Here is a 14,801-nt window from a genome sequence, read left to right as displayed (position 1 = left end):
AATAGATAAATGTATACAGATTTAGAAGACAAGTTAACGAAAAATTATTATCGTGAAATAGTTGGAAAAGCCTTATTGCAGGCAAAAGAAGAATACGAAAGATCTCCTGATAATCCCATGAATGTTTCTTTTTATAATCAATTACTGGATATAAAAAAAACTGTCATTGACAATAATGAAGTTTATACAAAAGACGAAGCTTATCAAAAATATCCAATGGCAGTAATGATAGCAAGAAATTTTGTTGCAGAAGAAGCCAGTACAGATTATGCCAATATGCTGAAGGATATCGTCTGGGGAATATCACTATATCCGACTATGATTGAAGGGTAAAAAATTGATATAAAAAACTCAAAACATGTTAGATAAGCTTTTTAAAAACAAAGTTTATCATTAAGAATGTATTAAACTTATAACTAATCGGATATGATTAAAAAAAACGAAATAACCAGGCAAAAATTATTTGATGGCGATGAACAGGAATGTCTAAAACAAATTTTTGAAATTGAAAATCAGAAAATCAAACTGATTGATTTTTACAACAGTCCCTTAAGAGACTTAAAAAAAGAAATAGATAATGAAAGTTTTGAAACCATCGTCAGAGAAAGTGAATTGAATATAAAAAATACTTTCATTGAAAAATATGTATCTGAAGAGGGATTAGAAGTTCATTATCTGAAAAAGAATGATGTGATCTATCTGTTTTCCTATGGAGAATTTCAGCCCGGAAGGTATATGCTATTTTTAGAAGGCATTTATCATTAAACAAAAAAATACAATCAGAGCAGATTATTTCTGCTCTGATTTTTTATCTGAAAACCCCATCAATATTACAATAAAATTAGTTTTATCAATCCGCACCAAAGCTTGCTATTTGCACTTTCCTTTGTCTTATTGAATTTATGTTTTTGAAATTGAAGGTGCATTTACGTCCTATGCTGCGTTTTCTGGATTATATTGAGTAGATATTTTTACTGCCCGTTTTCATCTTCCTTTTCTCTTCAAGACTACAAACTCATACAGTCGCCACAATTTTAATTTCGACAAGCTGTTCAGGTAATGCAAGCCCGCTTACTCCAACCATTGTGCTGGCAACAGCTTTAGGGTTATCATAAAATTCTGTTTTGAAATTTTTTCTCGCCTCAAAGGCCGTCGTCATATCCATTGCATAGATAACTTCTTCCACCACATTTTCCATCGTCATATCATATCTTGACAATAGTTCTTTGATATTTACATACGTTTGTTTCATTTGTGCTTCCATTCCTTCTGCCAATTCACCTTTCTTGTTGTGACCCAATTGACCGGAAATCCAAACCGTATTTCCTTTTTTTACCGCCTGTGCATATCCGTAGATATCTTCCCAAGGCATTCCAAAGCCTTCTGCTGTTTTGTTTTCCTGTAACATTGAATATTGTTTAAATTAATAAAGCAAATATAGAACTGATAAAAACCTTAGAAATTAAGCTAGTTTAATAAATGACTTTTTCTTTCATTCTAAATAAAAAGGTGATTGACACATTCTGTATAAACCACCCTGAGAACTCTCCGAATTTTCGCTTTCACTTCAAGAAAGGGAAATTTTCTGCTTATTATTTTTGTTTTTCTTTAATAGCTAAACGTTTTCTGATTGTACTCACAAACTCTTTAGAAACTCCAAGATATGATGCAATATAATACTGCGCCACACGCTGCGGGATGGTAGGATAAACCCTGATAAATTCCAGATAACGGTCTGTCGCAGGTTGAGAAATTGTATTAATAAGACGGTTTTGAAGGGTTACCACATACCGCTGCATCATCAGCCGGAATGCTCTTTCAAACTTGGGAACCTTTTGCAGTAATTCTTCCTTGGTTTCCGGATTCAAAATATAAATTTCGGTATCTTCCAGGGCTTCTATAAAAATTTTTGAAGGGGTTTTATTATTAAAAGAATCAATATCCGTAATCCACCAATCTTCAACAGCAAACAGAAGGGTCACTTCAAAGCCGTTTTCATCAAGATAATAAGTTCGTGTACAACCCTGCTTTATAAAACCTTCAAACTGACAAATTTCTCCTTCGCGCAGAAGGTGTGTTTTCTTCGGGTACTTCTGAAGTGTTAACAAATCTTCATAAATTTTTTCCTCTTCCTGTGTTAAAGTAACAAATCTTGAGATGTTTTTGATAATATTTTGAAACATAAATTTATTTTACCGCTGCAAATTAGAAAAAAGTGTGTAAACTTCAATCTCCGGAAGCCCGCTTCCACAGCTGTAATGAACAATTACCTTCAAATTCTGATTTAGATTTTTACCATTTTTTTAATCTCATTTTCAAATTTTTCATCTAATATTGAACCCAATAAAATAATATCTGCTTCATTTTCTTTTACATAATCGAGGAATACTCTTTCATCATCCTGGATTTCCACTTTCCAACCTCCATTATTTTCGATGATTTTTTTATAATTTCATGTTTTTTTATAAATCATAAAAAATTAGGCGGATGGGTGAGTTTGGAAGAGAAAGTAAGATTGAAATAGCTATCAGAATAAAAAAATTTAGCAAAATGTACGAAATTAAACTAGATTAATTTCTACCTGCTTTATCCACCATACATTTGCTGAAGAAATAAGAAAACAAAAACTTATCAAATAAATTAACCAAACATTAAAAATTCAAAACAATGAGCACATTACAATTAAAAGACGGAACAGAAATTTTTTATAAAGATCAGGGAGAAGGACCTGTATTAATGTTTCACCACGGATGGCCATTATCATCGGACGATTGGGATGCACAGGTAATTTTCTTCCTTCAGAGAGGTTACAGAGTGATTTCTCACGACAGAAGAGGCCATGGGCGTTCCAGCCAGAATATTTACAATCACACCATCGAGCAATATGCTTCTGACGCTGCAGAATTGGTTGAATTCCTTGACTTGAAAGATGTTGTTCACATTGGTCACTCTACAGGTGGTGGTGAAGTGATCCGTTACGTTAACAAATATTCTAAAGGAAGAGCAAAAAAAGCAGTTTTAATCAGCGCCGTTCCACCGGTAATGGTAAAAAGTGAAAACAATCCTGACGGTGTTCCTATGGAAGTTTTTGATGGAATCAGAGAACAGACTTTGAATAACAGAAACCAGTTTTATTTTGATTTGACTTTCCCTTTCTACGGATACAACCGAGAAGGCGCCAATGTAAAAGACGGAGTACAAAGAAACTGGTGGAGACAAGGAATGATGGGTGGAATTGTGGCACATTATGACGGGATCAAAGCATTTTCCGAGACTGACTTTACTGAAGATTTAAAAGCTGTGGATATTCCTGTTTTGGTTCTTCACGGAGAAGATGACCAAATTGTTCCCATTGAAAACTCCGCCATTAAATCTGCAAAACTATTGAAAAACGGAAAACTGATTACGTACCCAGGTTTCCCTCACGGAATGCCTACTACGGAGCACGAAACCATTAATAAAGATCTTTTGGAGTTTATTGAAGCTTAATAAAAGAATAATATAAAAAAAGGGAATCGAAAATGATTCCCTTTTTTTATACAAGACAAAATGATTTATTTAATCTCTACAGGAACTGAGATTTTGTCCCAATCCATTGTGAATCCATTATTGTTTACTTTATACACTAAAGCTTCCTGTGTTGCTGGTAAAGCTTTTGTTTTTACATCCACACGTAAAGCATCTTTAGCTTGTTCGTATTTATAAGCGCCCCATTGTTTTGGCTCTTTGTTAAAAATTGCAGTCCAGGTTCCGCTTTGTTTAGGGATTAAGAAAAAGCTGTATTTACCTGCAGGCAGTTTTTTACCCTGAACGGTAATGTCTTTATCCGTTTCGAAAGTAGTAGCTTCATTGGCACCCGCACGCCAAACTTTATCATAAGCTTCTAATCCGCCCCAGATGGTACGCCCTTTTACAGAAGGACTGCTATAGGCAATTGTAATGTTTGCATCTTTAATTTTTCCCGTAGCAGTAGCCGGAGGACTGGCAGGTTTTTTAGTTTCCTGTGCAAAAGCGTTTACTGAAAGCGTCACTGCTGCAAAAAGTACTGTAGCAGATTTAATCATTGTTTTCATAATATTTTATTTGTTTGTTTTTATTATTATTTGCTTACGAATTTACTGTTTTCTGCTTATAAAACAGCAATCCGATTGCTGAAAATATAATCACCGCTGCTGCCCCGATTACATTAAGCCAAAGGAAAGAAACAATATCAAACTGATAAATGGCGATGACCGTAATTTCTGATAAAATGGCAGCAATAAATACATTCGGCCCGTCAATTTTTTTATAGTAAAATGCGACCAGAAAAATCCCCAATATCGGTCCGTAAAAAAGGGAACCCAATACATTAACCGCTTCAATAAGAGAACCCATTTGCGTGGCAAACATGGCTACACCGATAGAAAAAACACCCCAGGCTAAAGTATGCAGTCGGCTGTACTTCAATTCGGTGGCATCATCAGGAATATCTTTTCTAAATATCAGATGAACATCTTTTAATGAGCAGGCAGCAAGGGAATTCAGTGCAGCTGAAATGGAACCCCAGCTGGCCAGAAAAATGACAGCAAACAGTAAACCGATCATTCCTACAGGCAAGGTATTTTTCACGAAATACAGGAAAATGTAATTCGTATCCGTTTTCTCCGCATTATAGTTTGAATGATTGATCGCTTCCTCTACCCTGCCGTGAAGTTCTTTTACCTGGGTTTGAGTATTTTTAAAATCCTGAATCGTTTTTTTGAGTTGGGGAGATTGAGTTTCTTTCAGCTTTAGAATTTCTTTCGATTCTGCATTAAATTTTATTTGTAAATCCTGATGTTCTTTTTCAAAAACGGCAGCCTGTTCAGGTTTTGTTTCCTTTAAATATTGGTAAGAGCGTTCGTTAAAATAAATTGGAGCCGGTTTTAGAGAAAAGAACGCGAAAAGCAAAGCACCAATCAGAAGAATAGCAAATTGCATAGGGATTTTAACCAATCCGTTCAACAGCAAGCCCATTTTTGCGTTGGTATTGTCTTTCGCAGTGATATACCTTCCAACCTGACTCTGGTCTGTACCAAAATAAGAAAGTGCCAGAAAAAAACCACCAATAAGCCCGCTCCAGATATTGTATTTATCTTTCCAATCGAATTCTGTAGTGATGACATTGAGCTTTCCGGATTTCCCTGCCAGATAAAGCGCATCTTTAAAACCAATTCCATTCGGCATATTTTGAATAAGCAAATAACCTGCAAAGGCCATTGTTCCCAAAATAATAAGAAACTGTAATTTTTGGGTGTGAGCAATTGCTTTTGCTCCGCCAACATAGGTATAAATCAACAGAATACCACCTGTCAGAACATTGGTTAAATAAATATTCCAGTCTAAAACGCTTGATAAGATGATACTTGGAGCATAAATGCTGATTCCTGTGGATAAGCCTCTGGAAAAGAGAAAAAGCAGGGAGGTGAGTACCCTTGTTTTTTTATCAAAACGGTTTTCTAAATATTCGTAGGCGGTGTAAACATTTAAGCGTTGAAAAATCGGGATGAAAGTAATGCAGATCACAATCATCGCCAAAGGCAAACCAAAGTAATACTGCACGAAACGCATACCGTCTGTATACGCCTGGCCCGGTGCTGAAAGAAATGTAATGGCACTTGCCTGCGTGGCCATAATCCCTAAAAGGACAATGTACCAGGGCATTTTATTATCTGCTTTCAGGTAGGATGCGTTGCTTTTTTGCCCACGACCGATAAATACGCCGTAAACTACCACTGCAACAAGGGTAAAAATAAGAACTGTCCAATCTATATTACTCATGCCCAGAATTTAGTAAACCCATAATAAAATACGATCTGTACTACTAATGCAACTGCTAATAGTATGTACCAGATATTCCAGTTTTTAAGTTGTTTGTTCATCAGTTTTTCTGTGCAGATAAAAAGTTTAAAAATAAACGTGCCGCTCCAACATTTCCCGCAGGCAGCTGTCTGAAAAATGCCAATGGGGTATAAATAAAATTACCCTTTCCGTATTTGGCATATAAAGTTGATCCCTGCAGAGGCTCTTCATCTGTATCGTGCATTTCAAAAAGCGGTTCATAAGCAGCATCCCATTGAGCAGGGAAATAAGCGCCACGCTCCTGTACCCAGCCTTTAAAATCATCCACCGTAATTTTGTTCGGAAAGTTCAGTAATTTATGATTGGGATTTAACAACGTAACCTTGGCATTTTCTTCAGTAACCCGTTTATTGGCAATACTGAAATTATACATTCCCAATTTGTCAACGGTGGTATCCTGGTTAGTATTATACTGCATCATCAAATTGCCCCCAGCTTTTACATAAGACCATAAAAAAGGCATCCATCGCCCCAGCTTTTTCTCAGTGTTATTGGCACGAATACCCAGTACGATGGCATCATATTGAGACAGCTTGCTTTGACTACCGTTTTTGCCGGATTCATCTATGTTTCCATAAAAATCTTCATCCTTCAATACATCTACCTGAATCCCTGCAATGCGTAGGAACTCCGGAATGAAATCGCCCGCACCTTCTATGTAACCCACTTTTTTAACATTCGCCTGAATATCACTTTTCATTACAGTTACAGTGGCAGGCGCAAAATATTGTAAGGAAGGTAAATGCGGGTACTGAATTAATACCTGTTTTTTATTATATGTTACTCCATCTGCAACAAAATTGGCATCCAATGGCAAACGAGCCGAATGTATTGCGGCAAGCTTAGCTTTTGGAATAACATAATCGATGGTAGTATCTTTTCCATTGAGCGAACTTACCTCAGCACTGCCTAACCGCTCTCCGTTATACATCAGGTTGAGAATACCGTTACTATACTGTTTGTTAGAATTAATTTTAACATTTAAACTCAAGGGTAAATCTTCATTTTCTTTAACCCAATAAAGGGGTTGCGTAAATTTCAGTTCCAATGCGGGAACAATGCGCAAGGCTTCAACCACATCACCACGCACAGGATCTAATTTCTTGAACGATAAAGGAAGCTTAACCTGAAACTTTTCTGAACCGATTTTTACATCAAGCAAAACATTCAGTGGTGATTCTGCCTCTGGCAAACCGACTAAAGTATCATTGGGAACAGAGAACGTTGCCGCATTCACCGCTGGCTTTGCCAACCAGTAAGGTTCTGTGAGCGCTGCATCTGCAGGAATCTGAATATCATGCTGAATGGTAATCAAAGAATCTTTTGATAGTTTTCTGTTGAAGCTTTCTGATTGAGTTAACCATTTAATATTTTCTAAAACAACAGGGTTTGTAGCTCTTGAGATCAAATTTAACCTGAAGTTGTAATGATCTCCGGCAACTGCTTCAGCCTGGTTGGTAACCACCTCACCCATAAATCCGGCACAGCTTAAAATAATATTGTCGAGAGATTTCATTTTATCCTTTTTCAGGTCTCCATCTTTTAATGCCATCACCTTTTTTCGCAAAGCAAGCAAAGCAGGTAAGCTGAGGTCTGGACTATTGAAATTGAAAGCGGAAATAATTGCATCTAATGATTGGTCAATATCAGCATTTCCTTGTGAAGTCCAGGTTTTAACAACTCCATCGAAAAGTGTTGTTTTTGCCCGTTCACCGATAACATGGGAAAAATATTCTGTTCTGATTCCGGCTACAGACTGTGTTCCGGCCCCCTGGCTTTTATGTAAACTTCTGCTTAATCCGGCCAATTCACCATAGCCCATTCCCAGTTGTGCATCATATTGCCCAACGGTAACTTTCAGTTGATTGTCTGCGGTTGTATTCACCCCGCCAAAGCGGAAAGTATTCCACAATACACGTTTTGGCTGCCATGCATTAACATATTTCAGTTGATCCGGGAAAGCGGTTTTATCACCAGCCAACTTAAAAGCTTTTTCCGCAACCACAGCCGAAGCCGCGTGTTGTCCGTGTCCTGCCGCAGCAGTAGGAGGAAAACGACAGATGATAACATCAGGACGGAATTTACGGATTACCCAGACTACATCTGCTGTAATACTGTCGGCATCCCATTGTTTAAAAGTATCGGTCGTATTTTTAGAGAACCCGAAATCAATCGCACGGGTAAAAAACTGTTGGGCACCGTCTAACTTTCTTGCCTCTAAAAGCTCATGTGTTCTGATTAAACCCAATGCAGCACCTTGTTCCGTTCCTAATAAATTCTGGCCACCATCTCCTCTGGTTAAAGATAAATAACCCGTTTCTACATTCTGGTCGTTTATTAACCAGGAAAGTAATCCTGTATTTTCATCATCGGGATGAGCCGCCAGGTATAAAACTTTAGGAAGATGTTTCAGCGTTTTGATTTCACGGTAAATTTCAGATGATTTTGAAGGCCGGACCTGTTGAGCCGAACAAAAAACCGTATAAAAACCAAGGATACATACAGTGATTACTTTTTTGAACATGTGAATTTGCTTTGCGAGGCAAATATAAGTAAATCATCTTTCTTTCAACATTAAAAGAAAAAGCACATGTAAATCCCAAACATTCTATTATATTTTTCGTAAGATATTTACATAAAGTTGAAAAAATTAAAAACCAACGATATCACTTTAATTGTCTTTAATGCTTAAAATTAAATTGCAATATGCTTGACCTACAAGGTAATGATCTGATAAAAATTAAGCTTTGTAAAATAGATTATGTTCAAAATTATTTTTGATTAAAAAGATAAACGCAAAGTTCATTAATAATTCTGCTTTATTTTAAGTGAACAAAATGATGCAACTTTATCGCTGATGAAGCAGCACGCTTATACCTACACTTCGGAAAATCAACGAAGTAGATTCAATCCTTTGCTTTCCTAAAATCAACAATTTCAAAAATGAAAGTTTTGCACCAGAAACTCATCATCAACATATTATTTTTTCGATTAAACCCCAATTAAATAATATGATTTGTATAAAAATAGAATTTGATATTAATAATTTTAACCCAGCATAAAATACCAAAATCAAACAAAATATTACCAATTAGTTAATTTTCATTAATTATAAAGCCAATGTTTTTTATTATCCATAAAAAAAGTTATATTTGACATACAACATAAATCACCTTAATATGAAAACAAAATTTACACAATGCTGTGCTATCCTTATTTCAGGATTCTCATTTGCCCAAGTAGGGTTTAATACAACCTCACCCAAAACAACAGTGGATGTATCTGCTAAAAGAGATACTTCAGGACTGATTACGGATAACACACAAACATTCGGATTACAGGCTCCGAGGCTTACAAGAGCTGAGCTTACAGCCAATACGGCTACCTATGGCAGCAATCAGAGTGGAGCATTAATTTATATTACAGATGTTACTGGCGGAGATGCTACAGGACAACGTGTGAACGTTACTGCGATGGGCTATTATTATTTTGATGGATCTGTATGGCAAAGACTTACACAAGCTACCAATGCTGTCGCTCCGGCAATTTCTGCATTACAATGTACTACAGCTTATTTAAATCCTTCTACTTATACTCCCGGTACTCCTTTCAGCGGGAATCTGAGAGTTACCTACAGCCAAGGAAACGGAGGTTCGTATAATTCAGGAGCTCCTTTTACCGTAAACGGATTAACCTTCCAGCTAAGACCCGGCACTCTGGAGTTTGGGGATGGCGAATTGGTATTCTCAGTGAGTGGAACTCCTACCACTGCTAATGATATGACTCTTTCCCTAAACAGTACAGCTGTTCCTTTCTTAACAGCAGCGCAAAACTGTACCGCTACCGTAGGAAATACCAGCCGTGCAGACATTGCACCTGTTGCTGCAATGGGATATCCTACCCTAACAAGCGATCCCAACGGGAAACAAGCGTATACCTTCCCTCTTGCTACCCCGGATGGTAAGTATTCCATCAGGGTAATATTTGATACCACCAGTGGTACAACCGCCGCAATTCCTAACGTACAATTATATAACAATACAGGCGCTACCGTAAATCTATATTGGAATTATAATACCGAATATGGCGGCTATATTGGTTCAGCGGTAACCACCAACAATATTACTTCAGGAGTATGGGGCGGTATGGCAGATTCATCAGCGACCTGGTTTCCTCAGGGCACCGGAGCAATAGGAAACGCTTACTGGGGGAACGTAGGGATTATAGATGGAGCCAGCGGCGGACCTGAGCATAGAAGATATACCTGGATAGACAGTAATTCTTCTTCAAAAACCGCTTATACCGCAACCATTATGGCTGGAGCCCCTACTTCAGGCAGTGCCCAACCCAACCTTACTAAAATTTACATAAAGATAGAGCAGGTAAAAGCTCAATAATATAATGCCCCTGAATAAAGGGGCATTTCTTATTAAGGTACGAAGTTTACGGTATATATCGATGTAAAATGATAGTGATATTCGTACCACCTACTCTCCGAAGCCTCCTACCTTTGGAGCAATTTTAAAGGAAATAATCTTATACCCTTACTAGCTCAGGGGAATTATATTTGAAGTTATTTCTGAATTAAAAAGATGAACACAAAGATCATTAATAATTCCGTTTTATTTTAAGTGGGGCAAAGTGATGCGACTTTGTCGCTGATGAAGCGGCATGCTTATCCATATGCTTCAGCAAATCAACGAAGTTGATTCTTTCCTTTGCTCTCTTACAATCAACAGTTTAAAAAATGAAAGCTTTGCATCAGAAAAATTGGTCAGCAGCGCATTAATCAACTGTATCAAAAATTCCCAACCTTTTATTTACCAACCAACTTCTTATTCTTAACTGGTTTCAGTGATCTTCTTTTCTCTTTTTCTCTGAAGAATAAGGTGTGCGGCATCCAGCATTTTAACGGTATGGATGTACGGCATCACGATATTTCTTTGCGGTAGATTTTCATAGACACCCATTTACTTTTGATTGTGTTGTTTTTGGAGCACTGCAGGTATTTTAATTAAGATTTGTTTTCAAAATTTTAAGTTTTTTTTAAATACCACATCTTTGAAGATATCGTCTTTAAGGCACGCCGCTTGCAAAGTTTATAATACCATTTTAAAAATATAAAAATATGAACAACGAGAAAACAGTTTCAGTATTGAATGATTTACTGAACATTACCAACGACAGAATTCAGGGATTTTCAAAGGTTGAAGACAAAGTATGGGATCAGTACCCACAGCTGAGAACAGATTACGATATCATGGTATCTCAATCTCACACCATGAAAAACGAGTTGAGCAATCTGATTACAGAAAGAGGAGGCACACCGGATCAGTCAGGATCAGCTGCAGGAGCCATTCACAGAGCATGGATTGATGTTAAAAATTCTTTTGCCACAGATACTGCCGGCTCTACATTAGGAAATGTAGTGTATGGTGAAAATGCTGCTATTGATGCTTATCAGGATGCTTTAGACAGTGGTGATCTCTGCCCGGAAAGTTCCAGGGTTGTACAGGATCAGCTTCATCAGATCAAAGCTTCTCATGATAAATTTGAAGTTCTTGAAGACTTAAAGAAGTAAGCATCCTTTCTCTACTGAGGTAGAGTTTATTTAATCATCAGACAGTAATCAAACAGGGTCATTGGAGGTCATCACCTCCGATACTTAATACAAAAACAGTACTATGTCAAAGAAAATCGCAATACTGGCCACACATGGCTTTGAAGAAAGTGAATTAAGTTCACCTAAAGAATATCTGGAACAACAGGGATGGACCGCACATATTGTAAGTCCTGAATCCGGAAGTATTAAAGCGTGGGCAGAAAAAGACTGGGGTAAGGAATATCCGGTAGATCAAACGTTGGAAAATGTAGCTGCTTCAGATTATGATGCTTTGGTATTGCCGGGAGGCGTTATTAATCCGGATCAGCTGAGAACCCATGAGAAAGCACTCACCTTTGTAAAAGATTTCTTTGCTCAGCATAAACCTGTAGGTGCTATTTGCCATGGACCACAGGTACTGATAAACGCTGGTGTTGTAGAAGGCAGAAATCTGACTTCCGTGAACTCCATCAGCCAGGATTTAAAAAATGCTGGTGCACGCTGGGAAGACAGCGAAGTGGTAGTAGATGCCGGACTCGTTACGAGCAGAACTCCAAAAGATCTTCCTGCCTTTAATGCAAAACTTGTAGAAGAGATCAGGGAAGGAAAACATACAGAACAAACACTGTAAAAACAAAAAAGTCTGGTCCTGCCAGACTTTTTTCTTCTCATCAAAGGAATAAGAGGTACTCATCTGCTTAAAAAGTACCACATTTCTATCCTATGGCAAAAAAATTGTAATGATTAACATCAAATCACCATCGTATGAACAATATAGTAAAAATTACATTGGCTCTTGCAGCAGGAAGTTCTTTGCTTTATCTGGGCCTGCGAAAAAAAAGCAAGAAAAACAACATTTATCTTGCTCCTGATGGAAACACTTATAAAGAGAATCAGATTTACCGTACTTACGATAATAAACTTTATAAGAATGGCAAGGCGTTTCATTATTCCCTGCCACAGTTAGAGAATGATCAGTATTCCAATAAAAATTACAGTACTCACACTGATAATGCTTATTCAAACTATAAAACCGATCATAAAAGCACACAATATCATCATAAAGGTTTGAGGCATCAATAAAGCGAAGCCTCCGGATATACATTACACCACAACACTAACCACAAAAAATAATATTATGAGAAATTTATTATGGCTTGTTGCTGTAATCTGCATCGCCGTCTGGCTTCTGGGAATGCTTGGTATAATTCCCGGTATGGACACTAGTAGTTTAATCCACACACTTTTGGTTGTTGCCATTATTGTCGTTCTGATTAATATTTTTACGGGCAGAAAACCGCTTAATTAAAACAAAAAATCAGAGTAGAAAATGATCTACCCTGCTCTCCTAAGTCTCCCGACTTCGGGGCAAGTTCAAAGAAAAAAAACCTTATTTCATCAGCTTAAAATCAGGAGGCTTTTCGTTGCAGAATTTAAAACAAAAAAATCCCAACTTTTCGTTGGGATTTTTAAACAAAACAAACTGAAAGTCTCAATTTTTAAAGGATCTACCTTATTTTTTCACCATCTTCACTCTACGGTTTTGTACCTTGCTCAACCGGGGCTTTCTGTAGAATCTGTATGGCTCCGGTAGCTGTATTTCCATAGAGCTGAATATAAATATCATCGCCATTTGACCTCCTGATGACATATACTTTTACGGGTTCATTCCAATAATCTATAGAACCTTCTTCGCCAAAGTATTTGGCATCTTCTTTTATCCTGTCAAGCTCTGGCTGAGAAACTTTACCATCAAATATTTTTACACCACCTGCTTTTGTAATAGCATCATCATAGCTTTTCAAAAAGTAGGGCAATGACCATTCTTCCTTATTACTTTTCCCGTTGATTACATATGTTTTCCATACTTTTCCTTCTATGGGTGTCATTACGCCATTAAGTGGAAAATACAGCATGTCAAAGTTTCTTTGTACTGGTTTGTTTTGGAATTCCAGTCCTTTGGGAAAACTGAAAAAGGGAAAATCACCCACTTCAGTGGTAGAAACCGGTACTGAGTTGATGTCAAATTGAGTAGCTTCTCCCGGAGATTTTTCTGCGGCTGTAGTATTTCCTATGGCGACAGTGTCCTTAGCTGCATTTGTTTTCTGTTCAGTCTTTTTGTTGCAGGCAGCAAGCAAAGCGCCCATTGATAGAATAATCAGTGTCTTCTTCATTTTAATAAATTTAGTTTTTGGGTGTATAATTTTTTTAAAACAGTGAAGAATAAAACAATACGAAGCCTTCTTCATCAGAATCGTTCTATATATTTTTATCCTGTACTATTTTTTGCGGCACTAACTTACAAATATAAATTAGGATAGGAAATCCCTAATTTTAAGGAGTTTAATGAATAAAAAGATAATATACTGATGATATTTTGACGCAAAGATTTTTATTTCTAAAACTGATGATTTTTAAGAAAGCAAAGTATAGAATCAACTTTGTTGATTCACTGAAGCGTATGGATAAGCTTATCGCTTATCAGCGACGAAGTCGAAGCCCTTAGCTCACTTACAATACCACGAAATTATCAATAAACTTTGCGTTAAAAAGAATTTCAGTGATGATCTGATGAAGATCTAAAAAACTTACGCATTCCTAATTACATTCCTCGTAAGATAAATATAATTAAACATGCAAAACGTTGCTATCGCCCCGAAAGTATGCCATAAAAAATGCGTTCCAAAACTCAACCATTCCCATTTATCAACGATACGGAAGGTCAATGCAAAAACAAATGATAGTACAGCAAAACCTACCCATTTACCAGCTTTCCAATGGGTATATATCAAATACCTTATGACCGAGAAAACGACCAATGAGGCCATGATTGCATAATTGACGTTGATAAAGAGAGAAGGGTTATCTACCAAAATCCAGTTTCTCAAAGTAAACATAAGTGCTACGTATCCCAGAACCATTACCACAGCATAATACCATCGGGTACTCTGGGCTACAAAATAAAATCCGGCTGACAGGCATAATACCATAATGGGCAGCCAATCCATCATGATAAATACCGGCCATTGCCTGAATGAATGATAAACAGTTCCCCCAATAGCACCAATATATAATAAAACCAGACAATAGGTTAAAAAAGGATATTCTTTAAAATGATCCTTTATTTTAAGGGTCCAGAAAATGGCTATAGCTAAAAATAATAGGGCAGTTATTGCATTTAATGGCTCAGGGAAGAACTGAGTCATATCTGTTTCTTTATATAACATGCCTCCATCCGGAGGTATTAGGTTTATCGGCATTGTCTTTAATATACTTCCTCTAAATATAGAAAAAATATGACATCATATAGCTGACTGGA

At 37.0% G+C, this 14,801-nt stretch carries 17 protein-coding genes; 8 read left to right on the top strand and 9 right to left on the bottom strand.

The window, feature by feature from the left end; genetic code table 11:
- Positions 1-9: 9 nt before the first annotated feature.
- A complete protein-coding gene (locus JOE44_RS00360) occupies positions 10-333 on the top strand; it encodes a hypothetical protein (RefSeq protein WP_209783844.1) in 324 nt (107 codons plus the stop codon).
- Between the two features lie 93 nt (positions 334-426).
- Positions 427-765, top strand: a complete 339-nt coding sequence (locus tag JOE44_RS00355; protein ID WP_209783843.1) for a hypothetical protein — start codon at positions 427-429, stop codon at positions 763-765.
- 250 nt (positions 766-1,015) lie between these two features.
- Here JOE44_RS00355 and JOE44_RS00350 read toward each other — a convergent pair whose 3' ends face one another.
- The 3 genes from JOE44_RS00350 to JOE44_RS25225 all read right to left on the bottom strand — a co-directional run bounded on the left by JOE44_RS00350 (position 1,016) and on the right by JOE44_RS25225 (position 2,413).
- A complete protein-coding gene (locus JOE44_RS00350) occupies positions 1,016-1,408 on the bottom strand; it encodes a Rid family hydrolase (RefSeq protein WP_209783842.1) in 393 nt (130 codons plus the stop codon).
- 184 nt (positions 1,409-1,592) lie between these two features.
- Complete coding sequence (locus tag JOE44_RS00345) at positions 1,593-2,183, bottom strand: Crp/Fnr family transcriptional regulator (protein ID WP_209783841.1); 591 nt, start codon at positions 2,181-2,183, stop codon at positions 1,593-1,595.
- A gap of 101 nt (positions 2,184-2,284) precedes the next feature.
- Positions 2,285-2,413 carry a hypothetical protein gene (locus JOE44_RS25225; RefSeq protein WP_280893119.1) on the bottom strand — a complete coding sequence of 43 codons (129 nt, stop codon included), beginning with the start codon at positions 2,411-2,413 and terminating at the stop codon, positions 2,285-2,287.
- Positions 2,414-2,667: 254 nt separating this feature from the next.
- Here JOE44_RS25225 and JOE44_RS00340 point away from each other — a divergent pair, with 254 nt between their 5' ends.
- Positions 2,668-3,489 carry an alpha/beta hydrolase gene (locus tag JOE44_RS00340; RefSeq protein ID WP_209783840.1) on the top strand — a complete coding sequence of 274 codons (822 nt, stop codon included), beginning with the start codon at positions 2,668-2,670 and terminating at the stop codon, positions 3,487-3,489.
- Positions 3,490-3,554: 65 nt separating this feature from the next.
- Here JOE44_RS00340 and JOE44_RS00335 read toward each other — a convergent pair whose 3' ends face one another.
- From JOE44_RS00335 to JOE44_RS00325, 3 genes are all read right to left on the bottom strand, one after another.
- Complete coding sequence (locus JOE44_RS00335; protein ID WP_034697549.1) at positions 3,555-4,073, bottom strand: DUF2911 domain-containing protein; 519 nt, start codon at positions 4,071-4,073, stop codon at positions 3,555-3,557.
- A gap of 34 nt (positions 4,074-4,107) precedes the next feature.
- Positions 4,108-5,799: a sodium:solute symporter gene (locus JOE44_RS00330; RefSeq protein ID WP_209783839.1), complete on the bottom strand. Its 1,692-nt coding sequence runs from the start codon at positions 5,797-5,799 to the stop codon at positions 4,108-4,110.
- A gap of 100 nt (positions 5,800-5,899) precedes the next feature.
- Positions 5,900-8,404 carry a PIG-L family deacetylase gene (locus tag JOE44_RS00325; RefSeq protein ID WP_209783838.1) on the bottom strand — a complete coding sequence of 835 codons (2,505 nt, stop codon included), beginning with the start codon at positions 8,402-8,404 and terminating at the stop codon, positions 5,900-5,902.
- A gap of 655 nt (positions 8,405-9,059) precedes the next feature.
- Between JOE44_RS00325 and JOE44_RS00320 the strand changes: the two genes are divergently transcribed.
- On the top strand, positions 9,060-10,277 hold the full coding sequence (locus tag JOE44_RS00320) for a hypothetical protein (RefSeq protein ID WP_209783837.1): 1,218 nt from the start codon (positions 9,060-9,062) through the stop codon (positions 10,275-10,277).
- Between the two features lie 444 nt (positions 10,278-10,721).
- On the opposite strand, the gene JOE44_RS25220 is transcribed toward JOE44_RS00320, so the two are convergent.
- The gene (locus tag JOE44_RS25220; RefSeq protein WP_280893113.1) at positions 10,722-10,850 is read right to left on the bottom strand and encodes a hypothetical protein; all 129 of its coding nucleotides are present in this window, start codon (positions 10,848-10,850) and stop codon (positions 10,722-10,724) included.
- A gap of 158 nt (positions 10,851-11,008) precedes the next feature.
- Here JOE44_RS25220 and JOE44_RS00315 point away from each other — a divergent pair, with 158 nt between their 5' ends.
- The 4 genes from JOE44_RS00315 (at position 11,009) to JOE44_RS00300 (ending at position 12,791) form a co-directional block, all read left to right on the top strand.
- Positions 11,009-11,461, top strand: coding sequence for a PA2169 family four-helix-bundle protein (locus tag JOE44_RS00315; protein WP_209783836.1), 453 nt, complete (start codon positions 11,009-11,011; stop codon positions 11,459-11,461).
- A 103-nt stretch (positions 11,462-11,564) separates the two neighbouring features.
- Positions 11,565-12,113, top strand: coding sequence for a type 1 glutamine amidotransferase domain-containing protein (locus JOE44_RS00310; protein WP_209783835.1), 549 nt, complete (start codon positions 11,565-11,567; stop codon positions 12,111-12,113).
- Positions 12,114-12,247: 134 nt separating this feature from the next.
- Positions 12,248-12,565, top strand: coding sequence for a hypothetical protein (locus JOE44_RS00305; RefSeq protein WP_209783834.1), 318 nt, complete (start codon positions 12,248-12,250; stop codon positions 12,563-12,565).
- Between the two features lie 55 nt (positions 12,566-12,620).
- A complete protein-coding gene (locus JOE44_RS00300) occupies positions 12,621-12,791 on the top strand; it encodes a lmo0937 family membrane protein (RefSeq protein ID WP_209783833.1) in 171 nt (56 codons plus the stop codon).
- A 226-nt stretch (positions 12,792-13,017) separates the two neighbouring features.
- On the opposite strand, the gene JOE44_RS00295 is transcribed toward JOE44_RS00300, so the two are convergent.
- Together JOE44_RS00295 and JOE44_RS00290 are read right to left on the bottom strand one after the other, a co-directional pair.
- Entirely contained in the window at positions 13,018-13,656 is a 639-nt protein-coding gene (locus JOE44_RS00295; protein ID WP_209783832.1) for a hypothetical protein, read from the bottom strand.
- Between the two features lie 414 nt (positions 13,657-14,070).
- Positions 14,071-14,742 (bottom strand): hypothetical protein, encoded by a 672-nt coding sequence (locus JOE44_RS00290; protein ID WP_209783831.1) that lies wholly within the window; start codon positions 14,740-14,742, stop codon positions 14,071-14,073.
- Between the last annotated feature and the right edge of the window lie 59 nt (positions 14,743-14,801).

This window comes from Chryseobacterium sp. PvR013 (genome assembly GCF_017833095.1).
In the GTDB taxonomy this organism is placed as follows: Bacteria; Bacteroidota; Bacteroidia; order Flavobacteriales; family Weeksellaceae; genus Chryseobacterium; species Chryseobacterium culicis_A.
The sequence above is the reverse complement of the archived record's forward strand: the minus strand, read 5'-3'. Positions and strand labels throughout refer to the sequence as shown.